Origin of the sequence: Desulfonatronospira thiodismutans ASO3-1 (assembly GCF_000174435.1) — a bacterium.
GTDB classification, from domain to species: domain Bacteria; phylum Desulfobacterota; class Desulfovibrionia; order Desulfovibrionales; family Desulfonatronovibrionaceae; genus Desulfonatronospira; species Desulfonatronospira thiodismutans.
This window is the reverse complement of record NZ_ACJN02000004.1, coordinates 94,558-107,423: the sequence shown is the minus strand read 5'-3', so window position 1 is coordinate 107,423 and position 12,866 is coordinate 94,558. Positions and strand designations below refer to the sequence as shown.

11 protein-coding genes are annotated in these 12,866 nt (G+C 50.9%); 8 read left to right on the top strand and 3 right to left on the bottom strand.

Features of this window, described 5'->3' with window-relative positions; genetic code table 11:
- Nucleotides 1-99: 99 nt before the first annotated feature.
- From glnQ to glnH, 3 genes are all read right to left on the bottom strand, one after another.
- The gene (gene glnQ, locus DTHIO_RS17640; protein ID WP_008871605.1) at nt 100-828 is read right to left on the bottom strand and encodes a glutamine ABC transporter ATP-binding protein GlnQ; all 729 of its coding nucleotides are present in this window, start codon (nt 826-828) and stop codon (nt 100-102) included.
- Nucleotides 825-1,481: a glutamine ABC transporter permease GlnP gene (gene glnP, locus DTHIO_RS17635; protein WP_008871604.1), complete on the bottom strand. Its 657-nt coding sequence runs from the start codon at nt 1,479-1,481 to the stop codon at nt 825-827. Before glnP ends, glnQ begins: the two co-directional genes overlap by 4 nt.
- A gap of 307 nt (nt 1,482-1,788) precedes the next feature.
- Entirely contained in the window at nt 1,789-2,499 is a 711-nt protein-coding gene (gene glnH, locus DTHIO_RS17630; protein ID WP_244156406.1) for a glutamine ABC transporter substrate-binding protein GlnH, read from the bottom strand.
- A gap of 736 nt (nt 2,500-3,235) precedes the next feature.
- Here glnH and DTHIO_RS17620 point away from each other — a divergent pair.
- The 8 genes from DTHIO_RS17620 (at nt 3,236) to DTHIO_RS17580 (ending at nt 12,802) form a co-directional block, all read left to right on the top strand.
- A complete protein-coding gene (locus tag DTHIO_RS17620) occupies nt 3,236-4,579 on the top strand; it encodes a YcjX family protein (protein ID WP_008871600.1) in 1,344 nt (447 codons plus the stop codon).
- A gap of 383 nt (nt 4,580-4,962) precedes the next feature.
- Nucleotides 4,963-5,538 (top strand): flavodoxin family protein, encoded by a 576-nt coding sequence (locus tag DTHIO_RS17610; RefSeq protein ID WP_008871599.1) that lies wholly within the window; start codon nt 4,963-4,965, stop codon nt 5,536-5,538.
- 119 nt (nt 5,539-5,657) lie between these two features.
- Complete coding sequence (locus DTHIO_RS17605) at nt 5,658-6,752, top strand: AI-2E family transporter (protein ID WP_008871598.1); 1,095 nt, start codon at nt 5,658-5,660, stop codon at nt 6,750-6,752.
- A gap of 439 nt (nt 6,753-7,191) precedes the next feature.
- The gene (gene hslV, locus DTHIO_RS17600) at nt 7,192-7,728 is read left to right on the top strand and encodes an ATP-dependent protease subunit HslV (protein ID WP_008871597.1); all 537 of its coding nucleotides are present in this window, start codon (nt 7,192-7,194) and stop codon (nt 7,726-7,728) included.
- 15 nt (nt 7,729-7,743) lie between these two features.
- A complete protein-coding gene (hslU, locus tag DTHIO_RS17595; protein ID WP_008871596.1) occupies nt 7,744-9,153 on the top strand; it encodes an ATP-dependent protease ATPase subunit HslU in 1,410 nt (469 codons plus the stop codon).
- Between the two features lie 387 nt (nt 9,154-9,540).
- Nucleotides 9,541-10,419, top strand: coding sequence for an acetylglutamate kinase (gene argB / locus DTHIO_RS17590; RefSeq protein WP_008871595.1), 879 nt, complete (start codon nt 9,541-9,543; stop codon nt 10,417-10,419).
- A 62-nt stretch (nt 10,420-10,481) separates the two neighbouring features.
- A complete protein-coding gene (gene coaE / locus DTHIO_RS17585) occupies nt 10,482-12,089 on the top strand; it encodes a dephospho-CoA kinase (protein ID WP_008871594.1) in 1,608 nt (535 codons plus the stop codon).
- Complete coding sequence (locus DTHIO_RS17580; RefSeq protein WP_008871593.1) at nt 12,086-12,802, top strand: rhomboid family intramembrane serine protease; 717 nt, start codon at nt 12,086-12,088, stop codon at nt 12,800-12,802. The genes coaE and DTHIO_RS17580 overlap by 4 nt, the downstream gene beginning before the upstream one ends.
- Nucleotides 12,803-12,866 lie beyond the last annotated feature (64 nt).

Below are 12,866 nucleotides of genomic sequence, written 5' to 3'. Positions count from 1 at the left end.
ATTGCGCAAACTCAAGTTTAATACGGATGAGCATGCAGCTGCCCATGCTGTTAAAATGTAAACCTGAATTAAAAAGCTCAGCCAGTGTAAAAGCTGTTTTTACTGGATAGCATGCAGAAAATCCCGCAAGCGTTCTGTGGGGGGATTTTCATACAGTTCTTTGGGATCCCCGTCATGTACGACACTTCCGTTGTCCATAAATATAAGCCGGTTGCCTACATTCAGGGCAAAACGAATCTCGTGGGATACTACTATCATGGTCATGCCTTCTTCAGCAAGGGAGCGCATCACCGATAGAACTTCACCTTTGAGTTCCGGGTCCAAAGCGGAGGTTGGCTCGTCAAAGAGCATGAGCTTGGGTTTTACTGCCAGTGCCCTGGCAATGGCCACCCGCTGCTGTTGACCGCCGGAAAGCTGCGAGGGATGATAATGGGCTCTTTCTGCCAGGCCCACCTTGGTCAACAGTTCCATGGCCTGGTCATTGGCCTCCTTTTTATCAGTACCCCTGACTTTTCTTGGACCAAAGGCCACATTTTCCAGGGCGGTCATCTGGGGAAAAAGGTTGAACTGCTGAAAGACCATGCCTGCTTCCTGGCGTATGTGTCGAAGATCGGTCCCGGGATCCACCACGCTTTTACCATCCACCAGCAGATCGCCGGATGTAATGGTCTCCAGGACGTTGATGCATCGAAGCAGGGTGGATTTGCCGGAGCCTGAGGGGCCCAAAACGACCACTACTTCCCCGGAATTTATGGACAGGTCGATATCGTGCAGGACCTGGGAGTCTCCAAAGCTCTTGCACACCTTTCTGCATTCTACGATTTTCATATGATCTTCATTCTCCGTTCGAGCCAGCGAAGTGAAAGCGCCAGAACAGTTGTCAACACGAGATAAATAATGGCCACTGCGGTCCAGACTTCCAGGGCCCTGAAAGATGAAGCCATAATTTCCTGCCCCTGGCGGGTCAGTTCTCCGACTCCTATAACTATAAACAGGGAAGTATCCTTGAGTCCGATAATAAACTGGTTGCCCAGAGGAGGAATCATCCTGCGAAAGGCCAGCGGGCCTACAATGTACCGGGTTACCTGAAACCTGGACAGTCCCAGGGCCAGACCGGCATCAACATAACCTTTATTTATGGACAGAACCGCTCCCCTGACGATTTCCGCAATATAGGCCCCGGCGTTGATGGCCAGAACCAGAATGGCTGCATATACCCCGGTCATTCGTATGCCCATGGCCAGGGGCAGGGCGAAATAGACGAACATGGCCTGGACAACAATGGGCGTACCCCTGACAATCCATACATAAATGGCACCGGCATAATTGATAACAGGTATCCTGTAAGCCAGGATAAGGCCGGTAAGAACTCCAAGCGCCATACCACCCAGAAGACCGTAAACGGTTATGTGGATGGTCAGCTTGACTCCCTGCATCAATTGCGGGAGAGTGGAAAGGACGAATTCGTATTGAAAATCCATAAGTCAACCATAAGGTAAAAGTGGTATTAAAATGAAAGGGAAACTCTATAAGAAACCGGTGAGGGGAAAGCCCCGCAGGAGATTTAACGTAACCATTCAGGGGATGCCTCAAACGGCCCGGGGACAGTCCCGCACTTATTTTTTTCTGATGAACAATTTACAGATGTGAGCGTTAGAAAAATAAGTGCGGGACAGTCCCCAAGGCCTTGTGCAAGTAATCACCACCGAGGAACCCCCTGAATGGTTACGCGGGGACTACAATTGACTACCTCCTGAATGCTTACGATTTAACCTGCGGGGCTCTATGTTATCTGGGGTTGGGGGCTTCACCGAACCATTTTTTGTATATCTCGGCGTATTCACCAGAGTCTACCAGCTCCAGAAAGGCGACATTAACATCGTTTCGCAGTTCGCTGCCCAATGGAAATCCGATGCCGTAGGACTGGGACTGCATGCGGGGTCCCACAGCCTTGACCTGGTCGTCACCAGCAGTCTGGATATAGTACAAAACATTGGGGGTGTCATGCATGGCTGCGTCCACCCTGCCGGCGCGTACTTCCATGTATGCAGCTTCGATATTGGGGAACTGGACAATGTCTGCCGGGTTGAGCCTGGGAGCATGGTCTGCGCTGGTGGTCCCGGTACGCACAGCAATTGTCCTGCCCTCTATGTCTTCAGGTCCCTGAATTTCGTCATTGTCCTTCATGACCATAATGCTTAAGCCACTGTCGTAGTAAGGATGTGAAAAATCTACAACCTTTTCACGTTCTGCAGTAATGGTAATTCCTGCCAGAGCGGCATCTACACTGCCTGTCTGCAATGCCGGAACAATGCCGGAAAAGTCCATGGGCTGCAGTTCATATTCTACGCCAAGTCTATCAGCAATAGCATCCCAGAGATCAATATCAAAACCTACATATTCACCTGTGTCAGAGTCTCTGAATTCAAATGGTACAAATGCTGTGTCCACTGCAACAGTAAGTTTTTTAGCATGCAGCGAAGATGCAAACATACTCATGAACATAAAAACACCTAACAGCAGGCATAAAAAAAATCCACTCCTTTTCATCGATACCTCCATAAAGTAAAAGATAAACACACAACCTAAAGCAGACTAAGAACAAAATCTATAAACAAAAATGATTTAACTGTTTAGACATTTGCATGTGGCATGGGACTGACTCTCACAGCATTTTTTTGATTATTATTTCGCAAAAATATAACAAAGCGGCTGCGGTAACTGCCATCTTCTTTAATTGTAAGTGGTTAGATTGTTGCAAAATGCTGACAAGTGAGGGTGTGCTAAAATTGAATGCCGGCATGTTCATTAAATTATATATTTTTATTATATACCTGGAGCATCAGGTATTTAAAAAGATACAGTAATGGAATGGTTGTGTGAAAAAATGATACTGTTTTTTATCCGACGGTTGGATAACTGTCAAATATTTTTTAATGAGGAGGATGTCCGGGACAAAAGTGGTCAGGAGACAGGTGAGATGTGACTGCAAAAAGTTATTTTTGCAGTCAGAAAAGTCAGAGATCAGTAAAAACAAAGCGTTATGTAGATTGTTGGCTGCTGAATTCTTAATTGCCTGACTTTTTGCAGGTGCATCGTGAAGTTGAGAGGTTAACTCTTTTTTGCAGGCATGGCACTGTTACCTGTATATGAACCCTTGCCTATCGGGGCTATATCTGCCAAAAGGTGCTGTACCCGGGGGGATAATATTTTTTTCAGAGGATGTCCAGACAAAATGAAAAGCTTGATGCGCAACGTGCTTAACTTGAGACAGCACAACAGGGTTGTGGTTACGGGCATAGCCGGGGGCGGCAAGACTGTTTTTCTGACCTCGCTCATTTCTCATCTCATGGAGTTCGGCCAGGGGCAGTTCCATGTGGGCAGGGGAGTGGACATCTCCGATTTCAGGGAGCTTTCCGGCAGGGAGAAATGGCCCCCTTATTTTCCTCATTCCACCTTTCGCGAGGACTTGGCCCGGGGCGACTGGCCGGAAAAGACCACCGACTGTTCCGAGTTTGTATGTCAGTTCAAACGTTCGGACTGGATGCTGCATGCCCAGAAGATGTCTTTTTTTGACTTCCCCGGTGAACGTATATCTGATGCGGCTGTTGCGGCTTTTAACGACTACGGGCAGTGGTCGGATCACATTTTGTCCCACTTTTCCCGTCATCATGACTACGCCAGGGCGGCCGGTCCATATCTTGAGTATATCCGCAGGGAACAGCTGGATCTGGACATACTTCTGTCTCTATACCGGGAGACCCTGGCCCGGCTTATCCTGGACTACAAGCCCCTTGTCACTCCCTCGGTCTTTTTACTGGACCAGCATGGCAGTACTGCTGAACCCGGCAGCGTGGAAGAGATTGCTTCCCGCAGGATTGCAGGCCTGGCTGAAAACCGCCAGTTTGCACCACTGCCTGAAAAGGCCCGCCGGGACAATCCGGAGCTGGCCAGACAATTGGCAGTGGAATATAAAATATACAGAAAGCAGGTAGCCCTGCCGGTTTTTGACAAGATTTCCAGGGCCGGTTCACTGGTGGTGCTTGTGGATATACCGTCTCTGCTTGCCGGAGGGGTGGGGCGCTACAATGACAACCGCCAGATCCTGCTGGATCTCTTCGAGGTAATGAGACCCAGCTCTGATCTGGGGACAATGCTTTTGCGGTATCTGAAATTCTGGCAAAAAAGCTTGAACCGTGTTGCTTTTGTTGCAGCCAAGGCCGATCTGGTGCACCCCATGGACATTGAAAACAGACGTCTTATTGGTCTTTTGAAGATGATGACCGAAAGGGCCAGGAGGATGCTTCCTCATGTAGAAAGCCAGTGGTTTGTGTGCAGCGCCTGCCATTCGACATTCCCGGTAGAGGGTGTACGCAGGCTCAAGGGAAAAATCGCCAGGGACAACCCGGACAGGGAATTCAAGGAATACAGCGTGCCTGAGCTTCCCCGGTCCTGGCCGGAAAACTGGTCTCCAGGGGACTATCCCTTTTTCCGTGTCTATCCAGATGCCCCGGAAAACTATCTTATTCCTCCCAGACATACAGGTCTGGACCAGGTGTTTGAATTTATCTCCGGGTAGAAAAAGGGTAACCATTCAGGGGGTCCTCGATGTTGATAACTGGCAAAAGGCCTGGGGACTGTCCCGCACTTATTTTTTTCCTGATGAACCATTTTCAGCTTTTGGCGCTGGAAAAATAAGTGCGGGACTGTCCCCAGGCCGATTCCGGCACTGAATGGTTACGGAAAAGGTATGCTTTACGGTCCGGGCAGGAGATGCTCTGGTGCTTACCCCAGCCTTGATATTTTCTTTGATTGTTGCCAGTATCCTTACCTTTTCAGGGTACGTGAGTAAAAAGTTTTTTGCCGGCTGCCAGGGCCTCACCCGGGCTCGTTCCGGGATGGAACCTGCGAGCAGCTGGATAGTGGTTATTCATAAAAAAACAAGAGTTAGAGGAGAATGTTATGCATGTAGTGGCGTTTAACGGCAGTGCCCGCAAAGACGGCAACACAGCCGGACTTGTCCGGATGGTCTTAAATACCCTGGAGCAGGAAAACATCACCACCGAGCACATTCAACTGGGCGGCAGCCATATCCAGGGCTGTATCGCCTGTTCCAAATGTTTCAAGAACCAGGACAGGCATTGTTCCGTCAAAGACGACATGCTCAATCAGTACATCGACAAAATGCTGGATGCAGACGGGATAATACTTGGTTCTCCTACATATTTCGCCAATGTAAGTACCAATATCAAGTCCCTTATAGACCGCGCAGGCCTGGTGTCCAAAGCCAACGGCGATATGCTGGCCCGCAAGGTGGGGGCAGCTGTGGTGGCGGTACGCAGGTCCGGGGCCATACACGTTTTCAACTCCATCAATCATTTTTTTCTGATAAACCAGATGATTATTCCCGGGTCCAGTTACTGGAATAATGGCCTTGGGCTGCACCCCGGGGAAGTGGAGAAAGACGATGAAGGCAGGCAGACCATGTACAACCTGGGTAAAAACATGGCCTGGCTGCTGGGCAGAATAAAAGATTAGCACGCATCGTTTGATGCAGCTGGTTGCATTCAGGGCGCGAACAGGTTAATGGTGCGAATTGGACGTGTTGCATGCGATATTTGTCCGGGTTTGATCCCCGTTTTTAAGGCCGGAAAAGAATGCACCTTATAGCAGAGTGGTTTAAACGACATTTTGGAAACCAGCAGGTTGTGATCCTGGTTGGTCTGCTCCTGTTTTTTTTCGGAGTCGTTTATTTTTTCGGCCAGATGCTTCTGCCTTTCTTCGCCGGCTTAGTTATTGCGTACCTTCTGGACGGTATGGTCAAGATGATGACCAAATACGGGATCCCCAGGCTGCTGGCGGTTATCCTGGTTTTTCTCGGGTTCATGCTCATTATGTTTTTCAGCTTTTTCTGGCTGGTGCCTATGCTCATCAAGCAGGTGACCCAGCTGGTGCAACAGCTGCCCTCAATGATCTCCGAGGCCCAGATGCACCTTCTGCAGCTGCCTGAAAGATATCCGCACCTGGTTTCCCAGGAACAGATTCAGGAGGTCATTTCTGCCCTGCGTACGGAAGTGGCCCAGCTGGGCCAGCAGATACTGAGTATTTCCGTGGCATCGGTGGTGGGGCTTATCACCATACTTGTGTATCTGATCATTGTCCCCCTGCTGGTTTTTTTCTTTCTAAAAGACAAGGAGATGCTTCTGGCCTGGTTTACGAGGTTCCTGCCCCGGGAACGCTCCCTGGCTGTTCAAGTCTGGGAAGACGTTAACCGCCAGATTTCCAACTATATCCGCGGCAAGACCTGGGAGATCATTATTGTCTGGGGGGCAACCTTTGCAGTGTTTTCTTTTTTCGGGCTGCAATATTCTGTTCTGCTGAGCCTTGCAGTAGGACTGTCCGTGCTTATTCCTTATATCGGGGCTGCGGTGGTCACGGTTCCCATTGCCCTGGTGGCTTATTTCCAATGGGGATTTGGTTCAGAATTTGTATGGATTCTAGTAGCTTATGCCATCATACAGGCCCTTGACGGCAATGTCCTTGCACCACTTCTTCTTGGCGAGGTGGTAAACATCCATCCAGTGGGGATTGTTGCGGCCATATTTGTTTTTGGAGGTCTCTGGGGTTTCTGGGGCGTTTTTTTCGCCATTCCTCTGGCAACCCTGGTCCAGGCTGTCATCCGGGCCTGGCCCAGGGCAGAGGATGTGAAAAAACAGGCCATTGAACCTCCGGGGGATCCCGGGCAGGTTTGAGCCTGCCGGGTTTAAAGAGGTCAGTAGTCAGAGATCAGAGATCAGAAGTCAGAGGTCCCCAGTGAAATCCCTTCGGGAACTCCAAGGAGTTATTTCACGGGGCAGGCAGTAAAGACAAAGAGTTATGTAGCTTATTGATTCCTGAATTGTAAGATTCACCATGATAATTGGTTTTATCGGGGTCGGTATCGAAATCGGTGTCGGTATCGAAGCTGTTGGGGAACGACCCACGCAACTTTGTTTTTCGGTTTTCTGTCGAACCTCTCCGAGCTGTAGACTCTCCGAGCCGGAAGCCGATACCGATCCCGACCCCGACACCGATGGCCAGAACAAGAGTACACACAAAATGTGCTGAACAGTTACCCTGAATTATTCATTTTTCGACTTTTTGCAGGTGCAGCTTTAAATATCATAAAAGGTTTTCATGGAGAACATACATATGACATTCGAAGGAACTACGATTCTGGCTGTTAAAAAAAACGGCCGGATCGCCATGGCTGGAGACGGTCAGGTGACCATGGGCCAGTCCATAGTCATGAAGCATACGGCCAGAAAAGTGCGTCGCATGTATAAGGACAGTGTCCTGGCCGGTTTTGCCGGAGCCACTGCAGATGCTTTCACCCTGTTTGAGCGGTTCGAGGCCAAACTGGAGGAATATCGCGGTAATCTTCTCCGGGCCAGTGTGGAGCTGGCCAAGGAATGGCGCATGGATAAGTATCTGCGGCGTCTGGAAGCCCTGCTTGTGGTGGCGGACAAGGAGAATGTCCTTATCATCAGCGGCACAGGTGATGTGATAGAGCCGGACGACGGCATAGCAGCCATTGGTTCCGGAGGTCCGTATGCCCTGGCTGCTTCCAGGGCCCTTGTGGACAATACCGAGCTGAGTGCTGAAGACATAGTCAATCAGGGCATGCAGATAGCAGCCCGGATATGTGTTTATACAAATAATAATATCGTCACGGAAAAAATCGATTAGAAAGGAATTAAGTTAATGAGCACAACACTCACGCCGAGAGAGATAGTACACGAACTGGACAGGTATATAATCGGCCAGCAGGATGCCAAGAACATGGTGGCCATCGCCCTGCGCAACAGGTGGCGCAGGCAGCAGCTGGACCCGGAACTGCGCGAGGAAATAGCCCCCAAGAATATAATCATGATCGGCCCCACCGGGGTGGGCAAGACCGAGGTGGCCAGGCGGCTGGCCAAGCTGGCCGGGTCTCCGTTTTTCAAGGTGGAGGCTTCAAAGTTTACAGAAGTGGGCTACGTAGGCCGCGATGTTGAATCCATGATCCGGGACCTTATGGAGATCGGGGTCAACCTGGTTCGTTCCGAGGAGCGCGAAAAGGTCCAGGCCAAGGCCGAGGCCAATGCCGAGGAAAGACTTCTGGATCTGCTTCTGCCGCCCAAAAAGGCCCCGGAAGGCCAGCAGGGGGGGCAGGGCCAGCAGCAGGTCGCTTTTCAACTGGAGTCCACAGGACAGGCCGGCGATGGCTATTCGCAGGACCAGCAGTCTCAGGCCGACGAAAACAGGACCCGGGAAAAGCTGCGCAAGCTCTGGCGTGACGGCCGGCTCAACGACCGCACCGTGGAGGTGGAGGTGCAGGCCGGTTCCAACGTGGAGATCATGTCCATGCCGGGTATGGAGGACATGGAGATGCAGTTCCGGGACATGTTCAGCCGTGTTTTTCCCAAGAAAAAGAAGACAAAGAAGGTAAAAGTAAAAAATGCTTACGAGATCCTGCTTCAGGAGGAGACCGAGCGACTGGTGGATATGGACAAGGTGACCGAGATAGCCAAGGATCGCGTGGAGCAAAGCGGGATCATATTTATCGACGAAATAGACAAGGTATGCGCCAGCGACAAATCCTCCAAAGCGGACGTGTCCAGGGAGGGAGTCCAGAGAGACCTTTTGCCGGTGGTGGAAGGATGCGTGGTCAACACCAAGTACGGCATGGTCAGAAGCGATCATATACTCTTTATCGCCGCCGGGGCATTTCATTACGCCAAGCCCTCGGACCTGGTTCCGGAACTGCAGGGCAGATTTCCCCTGCGCGTAGAGCTTTCCGCCCTTACCGGCGAAGACTTTTACCGTATTCTCACTGAGCCCCAGAACGCCCTCACCAGGCAGTACAGGGCCCTCCTGGAGACCGAAGGCATTAGTCTGGAATTCGATAACCAGGCTCTTGAAGAGCTGTCCTCCTTCGCCCAGAAAGTCAACGATGAAACTGAGAATATCGGGGCCAGACGTCTGTACACCATCATGGAAAAGCTTCTGCAGGATCTGTCCTTTAAGGCCCCGGAACTGGCCGGTCAAAAGATTACCGTGGACAAGGAATATGTCCGGGAGCAGCTAAAAGATGTGCAGGAAGACCGGGACCTGACCAGGTATATACTCTAGTCCTGGGCGGTATCCCAGAGATAAAAATATGTTAACTGTTCGCCATAATGATAATGAGTTCCAGTGATCCGGAAATTCGGCAAACAGGACGTAAAAACTCACTCCAAGGAAGCGTAAATCAAAACCTATACACGGGTTTAATAGTCAGGATATATCCTATAAGATGCTTTGAATCAAATTCGGCGTTGAACGGTTTTGATTAACGCTTCCTACGTCGTTCAGATCCCGCACTTACTTTCTGGCAAATCTTGCTCTGAAAATTGGTTGGACATAGAAAAGTAAGTGCGGGACCCAGTTTGCCGAACCCCCGGACCCTGGCTTTTCGTCCGCAGGTGCTGAGTAGTTACAAAAATATGGCCCGGCGTGCATACCGGATACAGGAGCAGCATGGAAAGCGAAGCCAATAAGGCCAAAATTCTGCTTGAGGCCCTACCATACATCAGGGAGTTCTACAGTGAAACCGTTGTGGTCAAGTATGGCGGTCACGCCATGATCGATGCCAACCTCAAAAAAAGTTTCGCCCTGAACATTATCCTGCTCAAGTATATCGGCTTGAATCCAATCATTGTCCATGGCGGCGGACCCCAGATAGGCAGTATGCTGGAACAGCTCAAAATAGACTGCCAGTTCCGGGAAGGCCTGAGGATAACCGACCAGGCCACCATGGACGTGGTGGAAATGGTCCTGGTGGGAAAAGTGAACAAGGAGATCGTCAGCCTGATCAATCAGTGCGGTGGCAGGTCGGTGGGCCTGTCCGGCAAGGATGGCCCTACCATAATGGCCCGCAAAATGGAGATGGTCATAAACCGCAAGGACGCTCCACCGGAGATCATCGATCTGGGCAAGGTGGGGGAAGTGGTAAATATAAACACCGGTCTTATTCAAGCGGTGCAGGCCAGGGGTTTTATTCCCATCATTGCTCCCGTGGGAGTGGATGAAGAAGGGGAGACGTACAATATAAATGCCGATTCGGTGGCAGGGGCCATGGCCTCGGCCCTGAAGGCCAAAAAGCTCATACTTCTGACCGATGTAGCCGGTGTGCAGGATCCTTCCGGGGAGATTATCTCCAGCCTTACCCGCAGGCAGGCGGCCCAGGTGATGGAGTCGGGAGTGGTGGCCGGGGGCATGATCCCCAAGCTCAAGTGCTGCATGGAATGCGTGGAAGAAGGAGTGCAGAAGGCGCATATAATAGACGGCCGGGTGGAGAATTCCATCATCCTGGAGATTTTTACCAGGGGCGGTATCGGCACAGAGGTTGTGCTTTAGTTTGAAAAATAGACCCGGGAATATTTCAGCAAAGGGCGATATTTTCTGTCAGGAGCCGTTAGTTGGGTGAAGAGCTTTTGTTTACGGTTCAGGAGTCCCAGGCCGGGTCCAGGCTGGACCGGCTGGTGATGCAGAATATTCCCCGACCCGCTCCTTCCAGGTCCAGGGTGCAGGACTGGATCAGAAAGGGTAATATCCTTCTTGACGGTACTGTCTGCCTGAAGCCGGCGCATAAGCTTAGTGCAGGCCAAACAGTCCAGGTTCTTGCCCGGGAGGAAAATGAAGATCTTGAGCCTGTAGCCGGAAAGCTGGACATTGTATACATGGACCGGGAGATGGTAGTTTTAAATAAACCTGCAGGCCTGAGCGTACACCCTTCCTCCTCGGACCCCGCTCCCACTCTGGTGCATTACCTGCTTTATGCCTGCCCAGGACTGCGGCTCATGACGGACAGACAAAGGCCCGGTATAGTGCACAGGCTGGACAAGGATACAACCGGACTCATGGTGGCGGCCCTGAACCAGGAGGCCAAAGAAGACCTTGCCGGGCAGTTTGCCGGACGCCGCGTGCATAAAACTTATCTGGCCCTGGTCTGCGGGGCCTTGAAACAGGATGAAGGCATAATCAATGTTCCCCTGGCCAGAGACCAGCAGAGCAGGGCCAGGGTGGCACCAAGCAGAGAAGGACGCAGCGCAAGAACAGCCTATAAAGTGCTGAAGCGTGATCCCAGTGGGCTTTGGAGTCTTGTGCAAGTGCAGATATTTACGGGACGCACGCACCAGATCCGGGTTCATTTTTCCCATTTGAACCATCCCGTGCTTGGGGACAGGATTTACGGCGGCACAGATTGGGACAGGTTTGGCTGGAAAAAAAGGTTTCTTTCCAGGCTGGCTAAAAGGCAGTTGCTGCATTCATCGTGCCTGGGGATCATGCATCCTGTAAGCCGACAATGGCTGGAATTTATCAGCAGGCCTCCCCGGGATTTCATACGCACCCTGCTGTGGCTTGTCAGGAAGTGTCAGAAAGTAGTCGTTACAGGGTCTGCGGGATGCGGTAAAAGCAGTGTGCTGGAATATTTCAGAAGTCTGGGTTTTCCTGTCTTCAGCGCGGACAAATGCGTTGATGATCTGTATCAGCCAGGCAGCGACGGATGGCTTATACTCAGGAAACGTTTCGGTTACCGTTTTACTCCACAGGATGACCAGCCGGTGGACAAAAAAAAGCTGCTTGCAGCAGTTATGCAGGACTCTGGGCTCATGGATGAGATTGCACACCTGATTCACCCACTGGTGGGACACAGGCTTGAAGAGTTCTGGGAGAAACACGCGGATAAGCGTCTGGCCCTGGCTGAAATTCCCCTGTGGTTCGAATCCGGCATGGCCGGAGACCGTGACTGCCTGAGTGTAGGGGTGTTCTGCCCGGATTTTCTGCGCAGAAACAGGGTCTGTTCCAGCAGGGGGTGGAGCCCGGATGTTTTTGAGAGCCTGGATGCCATGCAGTTTTCACAACCGGAAAAAATTAAGCGCTGCCAGATGGTGGTGGACAACAGCCGGGATTTTCAAGGGCTGATGGATCAGGTGACGGCACTGCAAAGGCTTTTAACGGGGCTTCGAAGAAAAAAAGCCGGCGTGGATTATAACCATTTTAAAAATATGGCCTGCAATCCTTGATACCGTTAAAAGACAGTATTCCCAATGTGTACAGGCCTTACATGGTCATGGGCCTTATCGGGATAAACGCCCTGGTTTTTTTGTACACAGTAAGCCTTGGCCCGGAAGGGATGAACAGGATTTTTCATCTCTACGGCCTGGTTCCGGCCAGATTCACCCAGCCAGAATGGGCCGCCTGGATGGGTTATCCAGAGGCAGGATTCTACACGGCGATAACCTATATGTTCCTGCACGGGGGATTCTGGCATTTTCTCATAAACAGCTGGATGCTTTGGATATTTGCTGTAAACATCGAGGATGTCATGGGCTCCTTGAGGTTTCTGCTCTTTTACCTGGTGTGCGGGGTGGCGGCCCTGGGTACACACATCATCTTCAACCTGACCTCGCCAATACCTGTAGTGGGAGCATCCGGCGCAGTGGCAGGGGTGATGGGGGCATATTTTCTGCTTTATCCCCACTCCTGGGTGCTCACCTTTATACCCCCTGTTTTTGTGTTCCGGATTCCGGCGGTGATTTTTCTGGGGATATGGTTTATTATCCAGATAATGTCCGCCATCGGGGCGGGTATTTTTTCCTCCGGGTCAGGAGTGGCCTGGTGGGCCCATGCAGGAGGCTTTCTGGCCGGAATGATTTTGCTGCCTCTTTTCAAAGATAATAAAAGGTGTTATTATTGTTATCAGGCTCAGAAAAAGGATGAATTTTTTCTGGAGTAGCTGTAGCCTGCGCAGAATTTTTCCATATCCAGGCTGACTTAACATCATTGAACAATGTAATTAT